The 13,307-nt window shown below is 58.7% G+C and carries 22 protein-coding genes; 1 reads left to right on the forward strand and 21 read right to left on the reverse strand.

All coding sequences use genetic code 11. The annotated features are described in order from the left end of the window. The first annotated feature begins 3 nt into the window (after positions 1-3). Complete coding sequence (gene uvrA / locus ACZYGA_RS15545; RefSeq protein WP_136939721.1) at positions 4-2,934, forward strand: excinuclease ABC subunit UvrA; 2,931 nt, start codon at positions 4-6, stop codon at positions 2,932-2,934. A gap of 187 nt (positions 2,935-3,121) precedes the next feature. Here the strand turns inward: uvrA and rplQ are convergent, their stop codons facing one another. The 21 genes from rplQ to rpsC all read right to left on the reverse strand — a co-directional run bounded on the left by rplQ (position 3,122) and on the right by rpsC (position 13,307). Next, positions 3,122-3,508, reverse strand: coding sequence for a 50S ribosomal protein L17 (gene rplQ / locus ACZYGA_RS15550; RefSeq protein ID WP_065392559.1), 387 nt, complete (start codon positions 3,506-3,508; stop codon positions 3,122-3,124). Between the two features lie 46 nt (positions 3,509-3,554). Then, positions 3,555-4,553 (reverse strand): DNA-directed RNA polymerase subunit alpha, encoded by a 999-nt coding sequence (locus tag ACZYGA_RS15555; protein WP_065392560.1) that lies wholly within the window; start codon positions 4,551-4,553, stop codon positions 3,555-3,557. 74 nt (positions 4,554-4,627) lie between these two features. Further along, on the reverse strand, positions 4,628-5,248 hold the full coding sequence (rpsD, locus tag ACZYGA_RS15560) for a 30S ribosomal protein S4 (protein WP_065392561.1): 621 nt from the start codon (positions 5,246-5,248) through the stop codon (positions 4,628-4,630). A 12-nt stretch (positions 5,249-5,260) separates the two neighbouring features. Further along, complete coding sequence (gene rpsK / locus ACZYGA_RS15565) at positions 5,261-5,644, reverse strand: 30S ribosomal protein S11 (protein WP_043334827.1); 384 nt, start codon at positions 5,642-5,644, stop codon at positions 5,261-5,263. 30 nt (positions 5,645-5,674) lie between these two features. Beyond that, entirely contained in the window at positions 5,675-6,031 is a 357-nt protein-coding gene (gene rpsM, locus ACZYGA_RS15570; protein WP_024950672.1) for a 30S ribosomal protein S13, read from the reverse strand. Positions 6,032-6,162: 131 nt separating this feature from the next. Next, on the reverse strand, positions 6,163-6,276 hold the full coding sequence (gene rpmJ / locus ACZYGA_RS15575; RefSeq protein ID WP_077373351.1) for a 50S ribosomal protein L36: 114 nt from the start codon (positions 6,274-6,276) through the stop codon (positions 6,163-6,165). A gap of 34 nt (positions 6,277-6,310) precedes the next feature. Beyond that, positions 6,311-7,645, reverse strand: a complete 1,335-nt coding sequence (secY, locus tag ACZYGA_RS15580) for a preprotein translocase subunit SecY (RefSeq protein ID WP_065392562.1) — start codon at positions 7,643-7,645, stop codon at positions 6,311-6,313. After that, positions 7,646-8,080, reverse strand: a complete 435-nt coding sequence (gene rplO, locus ACZYGA_RS15585) for a 50S ribosomal protein L15 (protein WP_065392563.1) — start codon at positions 8,078-8,080, stop codon at positions 7,646-7,648. It lies immediately after the preceding gene. A gap of 3 nt (positions 8,081-8,083) precedes the next feature. Beyond that, positions 8,084-8,266 (reverse strand): 50S ribosomal protein L30, encoded by a 183-nt coding sequence (rpmD, locus tag ACZYGA_RS15590; protein ID WP_024950669.1) that lies wholly within the window; start codon positions 8,264-8,266, stop codon positions 8,084-8,086. A 6-nt stretch (positions 8,267-8,272) separates the two neighbouring features. Then, the gene (gene rpsE, locus ACZYGA_RS15595; RefSeq protein WP_054556902.1) at positions 8,273-8,773 is read right to left on the reverse strand and encodes a 30S ribosomal protein S5; all 501 of its coding nucleotides are present in this window, start codon (positions 8,771-8,773) and stop codon (positions 8,273-8,275) included. 11 nt (positions 8,774-8,784) lie between these two features. Then, positions 8,785-9,135, reverse strand: coding sequence for a 50S ribosomal protein L18 (gene rplR / locus ACZYGA_RS15600; RefSeq protein WP_024950667.1), 351 nt, complete (start codon positions 9,133-9,135; stop codon positions 8,785-8,787). 9 nt (positions 9,136-9,144) lie between these two features. Further along, positions 9,145-9,675 carry a 50S ribosomal protein L6 gene (rplF, locus tag ACZYGA_RS15605; RefSeq protein WP_479399537.1) on the reverse strand — a complete coding sequence of 177 codons (531 nt, stop codon included), beginning with the start codon at positions 9,673-9,675 and terminating at the stop codon, positions 9,145-9,147. Positions 9,676-9,684: 9 nt separating this feature from the next. Continuing rightward, complete coding sequence (rpsH, locus tag ACZYGA_RS15610; RefSeq protein WP_065392565.1) at positions 9,685-10,077, reverse strand: 30S ribosomal protein S8; 393 nt, start codon at positions 10,075-10,077, stop codon at positions 9,685-9,687. 32 nt (positions 10,078-10,109) lie between these two features. Then, a complete protein-coding gene (gene rpsN, locus ACZYGA_RS15615; RefSeq protein ID WP_043334842.1) occupies positions 10,110-10,415 on the reverse strand; it encodes a 30S ribosomal protein S14 in 306 nt (101 codons plus the stop codon). Positions 10,416-10,424: 9 nt separating this feature from the next. Further along, positions 10,425-10,964, reverse strand: a complete 540-nt coding sequence (rplE, locus tag ACZYGA_RS15620) for a 50S ribosomal protein L5 (protein WP_065392566.1) — start codon at positions 10,962-10,964, stop codon at positions 10,425-10,427. Positions 10,965-10,981: 17 nt separating this feature from the next. After that, positions 10,982-11,299 (reverse strand): 50S ribosomal protein L24, encoded by a 318-nt coding sequence (gene rplX / locus ACZYGA_RS15625; protein WP_043334846.1) that lies wholly within the window; start codon positions 11,297-11,299, stop codon positions 10,982-10,984. 15 nt (positions 11,300-11,314) lie between these two features. Further along, positions 11,315-11,686, reverse strand: coding sequence for a 50S ribosomal protein L14 (rplN, locus tag ACZYGA_RS15630; protein ID WP_043334850.1), 372 nt, complete (start codon positions 11,684-11,686; stop codon positions 11,315-11,317). Positions 11,687-11,736: 50 nt separating this feature from the next. Then, the gene (rpsQ, locus tag ACZYGA_RS15635) at positions 11,737-11,997 is read right to left on the reverse strand and encodes a 30S ribosomal protein S17 (RefSeq protein WP_043334852.1); all 261 of its coding nucleotides are present in this window, start codon (positions 11,995-11,997) and stop codon (positions 11,737-11,739) included. Position 11,998: 1 nt separating this feature from the next. Next, complete coding sequence (rpmC, locus tag ACZYGA_RS15640) at positions 11,999-12,190, reverse strand: 50S ribosomal protein L29 (RefSeq protein ID WP_024950659.1); 192 nt, start codon at positions 12,188-12,190, stop codon at positions 11,999-12,001. Beyond that, positions 12,190-12,603, reverse strand: a complete 414-nt coding sequence (rplP, locus tag ACZYGA_RS15645) for a 50S ribosomal protein L16 (protein WP_043334854.1) — start codon at positions 12,601-12,603, stop codon at positions 12,190-12,192. Before rplP ends, rpmC begins: the two co-directional genes overlap by 1 nt. 11 nt (positions 12,604-12,614) lie before the next feature. Next, the gene (gene rpsC / locus ACZYGA_RS15650; protein ID WP_043334856.1) at positions 12,615-13,307 is read right to left on the reverse strand and encodes a 30S ribosomal protein S3; all 693 of its coding nucleotides are present in this window, start codon (positions 13,305-13,307) and stop codon (positions 12,615-12,617) included.

Consider the following 13,307-nt stretch of genomic DNA (forward strand, 5'->3'; position numbering starts at 1 on the left):
GCAATGGACAGGATTCAGGTCAGGGGTGCGCGCACCCACAACCTCAAGAACATCGATGTCGAACTGCCGCGTGACAAGCTGATCGTGGTGACCGGGCTCTCCGGTTCCGGCAAGTCGTCACTTGCCTTTGACACACTCTATGCCGAGGGACAGCGGCGCTACGTCGAATCACTGTCCACCTATGCTCGCCAGTTTCTGTCGATGATGGAAAAACCGGACATCGACCACATCGAGGGTCTGTCACCGGCGATTTCCATCGAACAGAAATCGACATCGCACAACCCCCGCTCCACCGTCGGTACCATTACCGAGATCTACGACTACCTGCGCCTTCTCTACGCTCGCGCCGGGACGCCGCGTTGCCCGGACCACGACATCGATCTGGAAGCCCAGACCATCTCGCAGATGGTTGATCAGGCGCTGGCCCTGCCCGAGGGCAGCAAGCTGATGCTGCTGGCACCGGTAGTCAGCGGGCGCAAGGGCGAGCACCTGCAACTGCTTTCCGAGCTGCGCGCCCAGGGCTTCGTCCGCGCGCGTATCGATGGCCTCATCGTCGAGCTGGATGACCTCAAGCCGCTGGAGAAGAACAAGAAGCATGATATCGACGTCGTCGTCGATCGCTTCAAGGTGCGCGAGGACCTCAAGCAGCGTCTGGCCGAGTCCTTCGAGACCGCACTGAACCTGGCCGATGGCAGCGCCCGGCTGCACTTCATGGACGGCGAACAGGAAGACCTGGTGTTCTCGTCGCGCTTCGCCTGCCCGGTGTGTGGCTATGCCCTGGCCGAGCTGGAGCCACGCCTGTTCTCCTTCAACAACCCGGCTGGCGCCTGCCCGACCTGTGACGGTCTCGGGGTGAAGCAATACTTCGACCCGGAGAAGCTGATCAGCCATCCGGAGCTGTCGCTGGCCGAAGGCGTGATCAAGGGCTGGGACCGTCGCAGCGTCTATTACTTCAGCCAGCTGCAGGCCGTCGCCGAGCACTATGGTTTCGCTCTGGAAGCCGCCTGGGAATCACTCAGTGATGAAGCGCGTGATGCCGTGCTCAATGGCAGCGGACGTGAGGACATCGCGTTCAGCTACGTCAATGACCGCGGCCGCAAGGTGACGCGCGAACATCCCTTCGAGGGCGTACTGCCCAACATGGAGCGGCGCTACCGTGAGACCGAATCCAACATGGTGCGCGAGGATCTCGCCCGCTATCTGGCCGTTCAACCCTGCCCGAGCTGCGATGGCTCGCGTCTGCGCCGCGAGGCACGCAATGTCTACGTCGACAATCGCACCCTCGCCGAGGTCGTGCGCCAGCCGATCGGCGAAGCGTGGGAAGAGTTCGGCAAGCTGAGCCTGCCGGGGCGCAAGGGCGAGATCGCTGCCAAGATCGTCAACGAGATCCAGGCGCGCCTCGAGTTCCTCGTCAATGTCGGCCTCGACTATCTGACGCTGGAGCGCAGCGCCGATACCCTTTCCGGGGGTGAGGCACAGCGCATCCGTCTTGCCAGCCAGATCGGCGCCGGCCTGGTCGGCGTGATGTACATCCTCGATGAGCCCTCCATCGGCCTGCACCAGCGTGACAATGATCGCCTGCTCAAGACACTGATTCACCTGCGTGATCTGGGCAACACCGTGATCGTGGTCGAGCATGATGAAGATGCCATCCGCGCCGCGGACCACGTGCTCGATATCGGCCCCGGGGCTGGCGTGCACGGCGGTGAGATCGTCGCCCAGGGCACCCCGGCGCAGATCGAGGCGACGCCCGGCTCATTGACCGGACAGTACCTGAGTGGCGAGCGTGAGATCGCCGTGCCGCCCTATCGCCTGCCCGCCAATCCCGAAAAGGTGCTGCGCCTGACAGGTGCCACAGGCAACAACCTGCAGAACGTGACGCTGACGCTGCCGACAGGCCTGCTGACCTGCATCACCGGCGTCTCCGGCTCAGGCAAGTCGACACTGATCAACGCCACGCTGATGCCGCTGGCCGCCCGTGAGCTCAATCGTGCGACCACGCTGACCCCGGCGCCCTACGGCAAGATCGAGGGGCTGGATCTGTTCGACAAGATGGTGGACATCGATCAGAGTCCCATCGGGCGTACACCTCGCTCCAACCCCGCCACCTATACCGGGATCTTCACGCCGATCCGCGAGCTGTTCTCCGGGACCCAGGAAGCGCGCGCGCGCGGCTACAAGCCGGGCCGCTTCAGCTTCAACGTCAAGGGTGGGCGCTGCGAAGCCTGTCAGGGCGATGGCCTGATCAAGGTCGAGATGCACTTCCTGCCTGACATGTACGTGCCCTGCGATGTCTGCAAGGGCAAGCGCTACAATCGTGAGACGCTCGAGGTCCAGTACAAGGGCAAGAACATCCATGAAGTGCTGGAGATGACCATCGAGGAGGCACTGGAGTTCTTCTCGCCGGTACCCGCCATCGCGCGTCGACTACAGACACTGATGGATGTCGGCCTGTCCTATGTCCGCCTCGGCCAGAGCGCGACCACGCTCTCCGGCGGGGAAGCCCAACGCGTCAAGCTGGCGCGCGAGCTGGCCAAGCGGGACACCGGCAAGACGCTCTACATCCTCGATGAGCCGACCACCGGCCTGCACTTCGAGGATATCCGACAACTGCTGGTGGTCCTGCACCGCCTGCGCGATCACGGCAACACCGTCGTCGTCATCGAGCACAACCTGGATGTGATCAAGACCGCTGACTGGTTGATCGATCTGGGGCCGGAAGGCGGCTCAGGCGGGGGCCAGATCATCGCCGAGGGGACACCGGAGCAACTGGCAACGCAGGAGGTCTCGCATACCGGTCGCTTCCTGGCACCGCTGCTGAAGCGCCAGAGAGCCTCCAACGCCAAGACAGGCGCTCAAGACACGTCAGCGGACAGCAAGCCGTCCAATGGCGGAAAGCCCGGCAGCAAGAAGAAGGCAGAAACCAGCAACTGACCTTCGTCAGATGCCCAGCGACACCCCTGACTCCTCTCGTACCGTTTCCTTGCGGGACGTGACGAGTCAGGCTTGCCCATGACGCCTGGCCGCATGGGCTGCCCAACCGACAGGCCTGTCTATCAGGCATAAAAAAAGGCCAACCCCGAAGGGTTGGCCTTTTCTTGTGGACGAAGCAAGCCGAAGCTTACTCTTCGCCCGCTGCCTCGGAGGCAGCCGGACGATCGACCAGCTCGACGAATGCCATCGGGGCATTGTCACCGGCACGATAGCCACACTTCAGGATACGCAGGTAACCGCCCGGACGGGTGGTGTAGCGCGGGCCGAGCTCATTGAAGAGCTTGCCGACCGCTTCCTTGGAACCGGTACGAGAGAACGCCAAACGACGGTTCGCAACGGAATCCTGCTTGGCCAGGGTGATCAGCGGCTCGATATGACGACGCAGTTCCTTGGCTTTCGGCAGGGTAGTCTTGATGACTTCGTGCTCTACCAGAGAGATGCACATGTTCTTGAACATGGCTTCACGGTGAGAGCTGGTACGGTTCAGGTGACGACCACTCTTACGATGACGCATGGTTGTGATTCCTTACCAGTCTGGGGCTTGAGCCGACCGGGCTTCCTTAAGCGGAAGCCTTGTCGTCCTTCAGGCTTGCGGGCGGCCAGTTTTCCAACCGCATGCCGAGGGACAGACCACGCGCGGACAGCACGTCCTTGATTTCATTCAAGGACTTCTTGCCGAGATTCGGGGTCTTCAGCAGCTCAACTTCGGTGCGCTGAATGAGATCACCGATGTAATAGATATTCTCGGCTTTGAGACAGTTCGCACTGCGAACGGTCAGCTCAAGATCGTCTACGGGACGGAGAAGGATCGGATCGATTTGATCTTCCTCTTCTTCGACTTCCTGTTCCTTGTCTGCTTCCAGATCAACGAAGGCGGCCAGCTGCTCCTGCAAGATGGTTGCGGAGCGGCGGATCGCTTCTTCCGGATCCAGCGTGCCGTCGGTTTCCAGGTCAATCACCAGCTTGTCAAGGTTGGTGCGCTGTTCAACACGCGCCGCCTCGACAGCATAGGAGACCCGGCGAACCGGCGTGAAGGTCGCATCCAGCTGGAGACGGCCAATGGCACGTGATTCGTCATCTGCAGAGAGACGCGCGTCAGCCGGTTCGTAGCCGCGGCCACGAGCGATCTTGAGTTGCATCTTCAGCTCGCCACCATCATTCAGGTGAGCGATGACGTGATCCGGATTCACGATTTCGAGATCATGGTCACCGGCGATGTCGCCAGCAGTCACGATGCCCGGGCCCTTCTTGTTCAGCGCCAGCACAGCTTCGTCGCGACCATGCATCTTGATGGCCACGTCCTTGAGGTTCAGCAGGATTTCGATGACATCCTCCTGTACCCCTTCAATGGCGCTGTACTCGTGCAGAACGCCTTCGATCTCAGCTTCCACGACGGCACAGCCGGGCATGGAAGACAGCAGGATGCGACGCAGAGCATTCCCCAGGGTGTGGCCGAAACCACGCTCGAAGGGCTCGAGGACGATCCGCGCATGATGGGCGCTGACTTCCTCGACCTTGATATCGCGAGGACGGAGAAACTCTGTCACTGAGCGCTGCATAAGAACACCTTTAAGGCTGCCAAACGGATAATCTGGGTACTCCAGCCGGGCCGACGAATCAGCCCGGCATCACATTACTTGGAGTACAGCTCGACGATCAGGTTTTCGTTGATATCGGCAGACAGGTCGCCACGCTCGGGGACAGCCTTGAAAGTGCCTTCCATCTTCTTGGAGTCGACGTCGACCCAGGAGACATCACCGCGGTTGGCAGCGAGTGCCAGAGACTGCTGGATGCGAGCCTGGTTCTTGGCCTTCTCACGAACGGTAACCACATCACCGGCCTTCACATTGAAGGAAGCGACGTTGACGGTACGGCCGTTCACGGCGATCGCCTTGTGGCTGACCAGCTGACGTGCCTCGGAACGCGTGGAGCCGAAGCCCATGCGGTAGACGACGTTGTCGAGGCGAGCCTCGAGGAGCTGGAGCAGAACCTCACCAGTCGCGCCTTTCACGCGAGCGGCTTCTTTGTAGTAATTGCGGAATTGCTTTTCCAGAACGCCGTACATGCGACGAACCTTCTGCTTTTCACGCAACTGCAGGCCGTAGTCTGAAAGACGTTGACGGCGCTGGCCATGAACACCCGGGGGTTGTTCGGATTTGCACTTCTTCTCGAACGGAGTCACGCCACTCTTCAGGAAGAGGTCGGTGCCTTCACGACGAGACAGTTTGCACTTCGGTCCAATATAACGAGCCATGAGTCTGTCTCCTTAAACGCGGCGTTTCTTCGGCGGACGGCACCCATTATGCGGGATGGGGGTCACGTCGGTGATGCTTTGCACGCGGAAGCCTGCGGCATTGAGAGCACGCACGGCGGACTCACGACCCGGACCCGGGCCCTTGACCAGCACGTCGACGTTCTTCACACCATATTCGGCTGCAGCGGTCGCTGCACGTTCACTTGCGACTTGCGCAGCGAACGGGGTGCTCTTGCGAGAACCACGAAAACCCGAACCACCGGCAGTTGCCCAGGAGAGAGCATTGCCCTGGCGGTCTGTGATCGTCACGATAGTGTTGTTAAAAGAGGCATGGATATGCGCGATGGCATCCACTACCTGCTTTTTAACCTTCTTGCGCTTACTCGGGTTAGCCATTAGATGTTTCCTGTCTAAACGCCAGTTCGTTTACTTGCGAATCGGTTTACGCGGACCTTTGCGTGTACGTGCGTTGGTCTTGGTGCGCTGACCGCGCAACGGAAGACCACGACGATGGCGCAGGCCACGATAGCAACCGAGGTCCATGAGACGCTTGATGTTCAGCGTGATCTCACGACGCAGGTCGCCTTCGACGGTGTACTTACCCACCTCGGCACGAACCAGGTCCAGTTGTTCAACAGACAGATCAGCGATCTTGACGCTCGGTTCTAAACCGAGAGCGGCGCAGATCTGCTGTGCACGCGTACGGCCAATCCCGAAGATATAAGTCAGCGAGATCGCCGCGTGCTTGTTGTCCGGGATATTGACGCCAGCAATACGGGCCATCAGTTTTCTCCGAAAGGTTAGCGGCGGATTTTACATCCACAAAGGGCGCAATAGCATACCCCTTGATCCCGTTGGGAACAAGGGGGTATGCCAGCACCCGAGCTTGTATTCAGCTAAGCGGGGTCGAGGGATTAACCCTGACGCTGCTTGTGGCGCGGCTCAGTGCAGATGACCCGCACTGCGCCACGACGCCGAATGATCTTGCAGTTACGGCAAATTTTCTTGACGGAAGCTCGAACTTTCATCGTTCTCTCCAGTTTGCTAACAGGGGCTGCGCAATCAGCGCATCATGCCACCGCTGCCATAGCCTTTGAGGTTGGCCTTCTTCATCACCGACGCATACTGATTTGACATCAGATGCGACTGCACCTGGGCCATGAAGTCCATGACCACCACAACCACGATAAGCAGAGAGGTACCGCCGAAATAGAACGGAACCTGCCAGGCGACAACGAGGAATTGCGGCATCAGGGAGACGAGGGTGATGTAGAGGGCGCCGAACAGCGTCAGGCGAGTCATCACCTTATCGATGTAACGGGCCGTCTGTTCGCCTGGGCGAATCCCCGGCAGGAAAGCTCCTGACTTCTTGAGGTTGTCAGCAACATCCTTGGGATTGAAGACCAGCGCCGTGTAGAAGAAGCAGAAGAATACTACAGCGGCAGCGAAAAGCAAGATGTACAGTGGCTGGCCCGGCCCGAGAGCCTGAGAAGCCGTCTGCAACCATTGCATGCTTTCACTCTGGCCAAACCATTGGCCCATCGATGCAGGGAACAGCAGGATGCTTGACGCGAAGATCGGCGGGATGACCCCGGCCATGTTGACCTTCATCGGCAAGTAGCTGCTCTGACCGGCATACATCTTGTTGCCCACCTGACGGCGCGGATAGTTCACCGTGATGCGGCGTTGACCGCGTTCGATGAACACCACAAAGGCAACGGTAACGACTGCGAGCAGCGTCAGCGCCAGCAGCGGAAGCACATTCCAGGCACCATCATTGCGCGCCAGTTCGAAAGACTGGCCGATGGCACTCGGCAGCCCGGCGACAATACCAGCAAAGATGATCAGTGAGATCCCGTTGCCGATACCCTTCTCGGTGATCTGCTCTCCCAGCCACATCAGGAACACTGCACCAGCCACGAACGTACTCACGGCGGTGAAGTAGAAGCTGAAGTCAGCGGAATAGGCGACACCGTTTCCGACCAGTCCGACTGCCATGCCGATCGATTGGACCAGGGCCAGTACGACCGTGCCGTAGCGCGTGTACTGGCTGATCTTGCGACGACCGGCCTCACCTTCCTTCTTCAACTGCTCTAGCTGAGGCGAGACCACCGTCAGGAGCTGCATGATGATCGACGCGGATATGTAGGGCATGATGCCCAACGCGAAGATACTCATTCGCTCCAGTGCACCACCGGAGAACATGTTGAACATGCTCAGGATGGTGCCCTGGTTTTCCCTGAACAAGGCAGCAAGCTGGTCAGGATTGATACCGGGAACGGGGATGTGTGCACCGATTCGGTACACCACGATGGCGATGAACACGAAGCGCAAACGCGCCCAGAGTTCGCTCAACCCACTTCCCTGCATCGCCGGTACGTTTCCTGACTTAGCCATTTAGTCCTCTACCTTGCCACCGGCAGCTTCGATCGCAGCACGGGCACCCTTGGTGACCTTGATGCCGCGGACCGTGACTGCCTTGTCCAGTTCGCCGGAGAGCATGACCTTCGCGAACTTCGTGGAATCACGAAGCACGTTGGCCTTCTTCAGCGTTTCGAGGTCGACGATATCACCGTCTACCAGTGCCAGCTCGCTCAGGCGCACTTCTTCGGAAACCAGAGATTTCGCGGAAGTGAAACCAAACTTCGGCAGGCGACGCTGCATAGGCATCTGACCGCCTTCGAAGCCCGGCTTGACGCTGCCACCGGAACGGGACTTCTGGCCCTTGTGGCCACGACCGCCGGTCTTACCAAGACCGGAGCCGATACCACGACCGACACGCTTTGCAGCGTGCTTGGAGCCCGGGGCCGGACTCAGGGTATTCAATTTCATGGATTACTCTCCCTCAACACGGACAAGGTAATGAACCTTGTTGATCATGCCGCGTACCGCGGGGGTGTCTTCCAGCTCGACAGTGTGACCGATGCGACGCAGCCCAAGGCCTTTCATGGTGGCCTTGTGCTTTTCGAGGACGCCGATGGTGCTGCGGATCTGGGTTACCGTGATCTTAGCTGCCATGGTGCCTTACCCCGCAATCTTGTCGACAGACAGGCCACGCTTGGCGGCGATGTCTTCCGGAGATTTCATGGCAGCGAGACCGTTGATGGTCGCGCGCACCACGTTGACCGGATTGGTGGAACCGTAGCACTTGGCCAGGACGTCATGGACGCCTGCCAGTTCGAGCACGGAACGCATCGCACCGCCGGCAATGATGCCGGTACCTTCGGATGCTGGCTGCATGTAGATCTTGGATGCGCCGTGACGAGCCTTCACCGGGTACTGCAGGGTGTGGCCCTTCAGGTCAACCTTGATCATGTTGCGACGAGCTTGGTCCATTGCCTTCTGGATCGCGACCGGCACTTCACGCGCCTTGCCACGACCGAAGCCAACACGACCATTGCCGTCACCAACGACAGTCAGAGCGGTGAAACCGAAGATACGGCCGCCCTTGACTACCTTGGCGACGCGGTTGATCTGCACGAGCTTCTCTTGCAGGTCACCGCCCTTCTGTTCGATATTCGCCATCGTAAAACCCTTTAGAATTCCAGGCCGCCTTCACGTGCGGCATCGGCCAGGGCCTTCACGCGACCGTGGTACTTGTACCCGGAGCGATCGAAAGCCACTTGCTTGATACCCGCTTCCTTCGCGCGCTCGGCAATCAGAGCACCCACCTTGGCGGCGGAGTCCGAGTTACCGGTAGAACCTTCGCGCAGGCTCTTGTCGAGCGTGGATGCGGTGGCCAAGACCTGGCCGCCATCCGGCGAGATGATCTGCGCGTAGATGTGACGCGGGGTGCGGTTCACGCACAGGCGAAACACGCCCAGCTCGCGGATTTTCGCACGAGCGCGGCGGGCACGACGGAGACGAGATTCTTTCTTCGCGTTCATAACCCTGCCTTACTTCTTCTTGGCTTCTTTACGACGGACGACTTCGTCGCTGTACCGAATACCTTTGCCCTTGTAGGGCTCCGGCGGACGGAACGCGCGAATCTCTGCGGCGACCTGACCCAAAGCCTGCTTGTCAGCAGATTTCAGGACGATCTGAGTGTTCTTCGGCGTTTCAGCCGTAACACTTGCCGGCAGTTCATAGTCGACCGGGTGTGAGAAGCCCAGTGTCAGGTTGATTGTCTGGCCTTTGGCCTGGGCACGATAACCCACACCATTGATTTCCAGAGACTTGGTGAAGCCTTCGGAAACACCAGACACCATGTTGTTGACCAGAGCACGTGTGGTACCAACCATTGCCCAGTTCTTGGCAGTCTCAGCCGGGGCGAAGGTCATCTGACCTTCTTCCAGGTTGATGACCACGTCCTGGTGGACGGTCAGTTCCAGCTGGCCATTGCTGCCCTTCACGGTCAGCTTGTCGCCATCGAGTTTTACCTCGACGCCGTTCGGCAATTTAACCGGATACTTGGCTACGCGGGACATTCCAAACTCCTAGAATACGGTGCAGAGGACTTCGCCGCCGACACCAGCTTGACGGGCCGCACGATCGGTCATCACGCCCCGGGAGGTGGAAACGATCGCAATACCCAGGCCATCTGCGACTTTCGGCAGCTCGCCCTTGCCTTTGTACTGGCGCAGGGACGGCTTGGAAACACGCTTGATGTTCTCGATAACCGCCTTGCCTTCAAAGTACTTGAGGGTCACGGTCAGTTCCGGCTTCGCGCCTTCTGCGACAGCAAACTCGGAAATGTAACCCTCTTCCTTCAATACGCGGGCCACTTCAACCTTGAGCTTGGAAGACGGCATGGTAACCGTCTCCTTGGTGGCCATCTGCGCATTGCGGATACGAGTGAACATATCCGCCAGAGTGTCTTGCATGCTCATTTACGTTGCGCTCCTGAATTCTTGCAGTGGTGTTACCAGCTGGACTTGGTCAGACCAGGCACGTCACCACGCATAGCGGCTTCACGCAGCTTGTTGCGGCTCAGGCCGAACTTGTTGTAGTAGCCGTGCGGACGGCCAGTGATACGGCAGCGGTTACGCTGACGGACCGGGCTGGCATCACGCGGCAGCTGCTGCAGTTTCAGCTGTGCGTCGAAGCGCTCTTCTTCAGAAGCGTTGACGTCATTGATGATGGTCTTCAGTGCGTCGCGCTTGGCGGCGTACTTTGCGACCAGCTTGGTGCGCTTGAGCTCACGCTCAACCATGCTTTTCTTTGCCATGATCCACCCTTATTTCTTGAACGGGAAGTTCAGCGCGCCCAGCAACGCACGACCTTCATCATCGGTGTTGGCGCTAGTGGTGATGGTGATGTCCAGGCCACGAATCCGGTCGATCTTATCATACTCGATCTCCGGGAAGATGATCTGCTCACGCACACCCATGGAGTAGTTTCCACGGCCATCGAAGGACTTCGGGTTCAGACCGCGGAAGTCACGAACGCGCGGGATAGCCACGTTCACGAGACGGTCCAGGAAGTCCCACATACGATCGCTGCGCAGGGTCACCTTGACACCGATCGGCCATCCTTCGCGGACCTTGAAGCCAGCGATGGACTTGCGTGCCTTGGTGATGATCGGCTTCTGACCAGACAGCATCTGGAGATCGGCAAACGCGTTGTCGATCAGCTTCTTGTCAGCGGTGGCTTCACCGATGCCCATGTTCAGGGTCACCTTGGTGATACGCGGCACCTGCATCACGTTGGCGTAGCCGAACTGCTCTTTAAGCTGGGCGGCCACTTCGTTCTGATAACGTTCTTTCAAGTTCGCCATGTTGTACCCGACTCGCGTTAGGCGTCGATCAGCTTCTGAGTCGACTTAAAGATGCGTACCTTAGTACCGTCTTCCTGAACCTGGATACCGACACGATCCGCCTTGCCGGTCTCCTGGTTGAAGATGGCCACGTTGGACGCGTGAATCGGAGCCTCGCGCTCGACGATACCCCCCTGGGTGCCCAGCATCGGGTTGGGCTTGGTGTGACGCTTGATCATGTTCACACCGGACACTAGCAGACGCTCACCTTTCAGCACCTTGCTGATGGTACCGCGCTTGCCCTTGTCCTTCCCGGCGATGACGATGACTTCATCGTCACGTTTGATCTTTTGCATATCCGCTTCCGCTCCTTACAGCACTTCGGGCGCCAGGGAAATGATCTTCATGAACTTCTCACTGCGAAGTTCACGGGTAACCGGGCCGAAGATACGGGTACCGATCGGCTGTTCGTTGGTGTTATTCAACAGAACGGCCGCATTACCGTCGAAGCGGATCACGGAACCGTCATTACGACGGACACCGGCTTTGGTACGAACGACCACTGCCTTCATGACTTGGCCTTTCTTGACCTTGCCACGCGGGATAGCTTCTTTGACGGTGACCTTGATGATGTCTCCAACACGAGCGTAACGGCGGTGTGAACCACCCAGCACCTTGATGCATTGCACCCGGCGCGCGCCACTGTTGTCGGCGACATCCAGCATTGTCTGAGTCTGAATCATCGGTTTTCTCCAAACCTAATCTGACTGCCTGGTGGGAACTGGCCTAGGGATCAACCCTTGGCCTGTTCAACCACCTCGACCAGGGTCCAGGCTTTCTTCTTGGACAGCGGACGAGTCTCGGCGATAGAGACGGTGTCACCGATCCGAGCCTGATTCGCCTCATCATGGGCGTGCAGCTTGGTGGAGCGTCTCAGGTACTTGCCATAGATCGGGTGACGCTCACGGCGCTCGACCATGACAACGATGGATTTTTCCATCTTGTCACTCACCACCTTGCCGGTGAGTGTGCGTGCTTTAGTTTCTTCGGCCATTTTACTCACCTGACTTCTGGTTGAGCACAGTCTTAACCTGAGCAATTTGGCGACGAGTCTGCTTGAGCAGGTGAACCTGGCTCAGCTGACCGGTAGCCTTCTGCATGCGCAGATTGAATTGCTCACGCAGCAGTTCGAACAACTGCTCCTGGAGCGCCTCGACTGACTTTTCACGGAGTTCTTGGGCTTTCATCACATCACCGTCCGCTTAACAAAGGTGGTGGAGATCGGCATCTTCATAGCGGCCAGACTGAATGCTTCACGGGCCAGCTCTTCGGATACACCTTCGATCTCGTAAAGGACCTTGCCGGGCTGGATCTGTGCGACCCAGTACTCGACAGAACCCTTACCTTTACCCATACGAACTTCCAACGGCTTGTTGGAAATCGGCTTGTCTGGGAAGACGCGGATCCAGATCTTACCGCCACGCTTGACGTGACGAGTGATGGCACGACGGCCAGCTTCGATCTGACGAGCGGTGATACGACCACGGCCGGTGGCTTTCAGGCCAAACTCACCAAAGCTTACCTTGCTTCCGCGATGCGCCAGGCCACGATTGCGACCTTTCTGCATCTTGCGGAATTTCATACGCTTGGGCTGTAACATCGATTACCCCCTTACTTGCCTTTCTTCTTGGGTGCGGACGCGGGCTGCTTCGCCTTGGCTCGCACCTCTTCGATGCCACCGAGGATCTCGCCTTTGAAGATCCAGACCTTGACACCAATGATGCCGTAGGTGGTGTGAGCTTCGAAGGTGGAGTAATCAATGTCAGCACGCAGGGTGTGAAGCGGAACGCGGCCTTCGCGGTACCATTCGGTACGGGCGATTTCGGCACCGCCGAGACGACCGGAGAGCTGAATCTTGATGCCCTTGGCGCCCAGACGCATTGCGTTCTGCACAGCACGCTTCATCGCACGACGGAACATGACACGACGCTCGAGCTGACCTGCCACATTGGCAGCGACCAGCTTGGCATCGAGTTCCGGCTTGCGAATCTCCTCGATGTTGATGTGGACGGGAACGCCCATCATCTCGGAAACTTCACGACGAAGGCGATCGACATCTTCACCTTTCTTACCGATCACGATACCCGGACGGGCAGTGTGAATGGTAATACGGGCGTTGTTTGCCGGACGCTCGATGCTGATGCGGCTCACGGAAGCGCTTTTCAGACGCTCCTCCAGGAATCCACGCACCTGCAGATCGTTGTTCAGTTTGTCGGCATAGGTAGCGCCTTCGGCGTACCAGACAGAGGTATGATCCTTGACAATACCCAGTCGGAAACCTGTCGGATTAACTTTCTGACCCAT

It is taken from the genome of Cobetia sp. BL01 (assembly GCF_056493605.1).

Excerpts from the sequence above, each read along its gene's own strand:
- uvrA (WP_136939721.1), top strand. The coding sequence starts at position 4 with ATGGACAGGATTCAGGTCAGGGGTGCGCGCACCCACAACCTCAAGAAC.
- rplQ (WP_065392559.1), bottom strand. The coding sequence starts at position 3,508 with ATGCGTCATCGTAAGAGTGGTCGTCACCTGAACCGTACCAGCTCTCAC.
- ACZYGA_RS15555 (WP_065392560.1), bottom strand. The coding sequence starts at position 4,553 with ATGCAGCGCTCAGTGACAGAGTTTCTCCGTCCTCGCGATATCAAGGTC.
- rpsD (WP_065392561.1), bottom strand. The coding sequence starts at position 5,248 with ATGGCTCGTTATATTGGACCGAAGTGCAAACTGTCTCGTCGTGAAGGC.
- rpsK (WP_043334827.1), bottom strand. The coding sequence starts at position 5,644 with ATGGCTAACCCGAGTAAGCGCAAGAAGGTTAAAAAGCAGGTAGTGGAT.
- rpsM (WP_024950672.1), bottom strand. The coding sequence starts at position 6,031 with ATGGCCCGTATTGCTGGCGTCAATATCCCGGACAACAAGCACGCGGCG.
- rpmJ (WP_077373351.1), bottom strand. The coding sequence starts at position 6,276 with ATGAAAGTTCGAGCTTCCGTCAAGAAAATTTGCCGTAACTGCAAGATC.
- secY (WP_065392562.1), bottom strand. The coding sequence starts at position 7,645 with ATGGCTAAGTCAGGAAACGTACCGGCGATGCAGGGAAGTGGGTTGAGC.
- rplO (WP_065392563.1), bottom strand. The coding sequence starts at position 8,080 with ATGAAATTGAATACCCTGAGTCCGGCCCCGGGCTCCAAGCACGCTGCA.
- rpmD (WP_024950669.1), bottom strand. The coding sequence starts at position 8,266 with ATGGCAGCTAAGATCACGGTAACCCAGATCCGCAGCACCATCGGCGTC.
- rpsE (WP_054556902.1), bottom strand. The coding sequence starts at position 8,773 with ATGGCGAATATCGAACAGAAGGGCGGTGACCTGCAAGAGAAGCTCGTG.
- rplR (WP_024950667.1), bottom strand. The coding sequence starts at position 9,135 with ATGAACGCGAAGAAAGAATCTCGTCTCCGTCGTGCCCGCCGCGCTCGT.
- rplF (WP_479399537.1), bottom strand. The coding sequence starts at position 9,675 with ATGTCCCGCGTAGCCAAGTATCCGGTTAAATTGCCGAACGGCGTCGAG.
- rpsH (WP_065392565.1), bottom strand. The coding sequence starts at position 10,077 with ATGAGCATGCAAGACACTCTGGCGGATATGTTCACTCGTATCCGCAAT.
- rpsN (WP_043334842.1), bottom strand. The coding sequence starts at position 10,415 with ATGGCAAAGAAAAGCATGGTTGAGCGTGAGCTCAAGCGCACCAAGCTG.
- rplE (WP_065392566.1), bottom strand. The coding sequence starts at position 10,964 with ATGGCGAACTTGAAAGAACGTTATCAGAACGAAGTGGCCGCCCAGCTT.
- rplX (WP_043334846.1), bottom strand. The coding sequence starts at position 11,299 with ATGCAAAAGATCAAACGTGACGATGAAGTCATCGTCATCGCCGGGAAG.
- rplN (WP_043334850.1), bottom strand. The coding sequence starts at position 11,686 with ATGATTCAGACTCAGACAATGCTGGATGTCGCCGACAACAGTGGCGCG.
- rpsQ (WP_043334852.1), bottom strand. The coding sequence starts at position 11,997 with ATGGCCGAAGAAACTAAAGCACGCACACTCACCGGCAAGGTGGTGAGT.
- rpmC (WP_024950659.1), bottom strand. The coding sequence starts at position 12,190 with ATGAAAGCCCAAGAACTCCGTGAAAAGTCAGTCGAGGCGCTCCAGGAG.
- rplP (WP_043334854.1), bottom strand. The coding sequence starts at position 12,603 with ATGTTACAGCCCAAGCGTATGAAATTCCGCAAGATGCAGAAAGGTCGC.
- rpsC (WP_043334856.1), bottom strand. The coding sequence starts at position 13,307 with ATGGGTCAGAAAGTTAATCCGACAGGTTTCCGACTGGGTATTGTCAAG.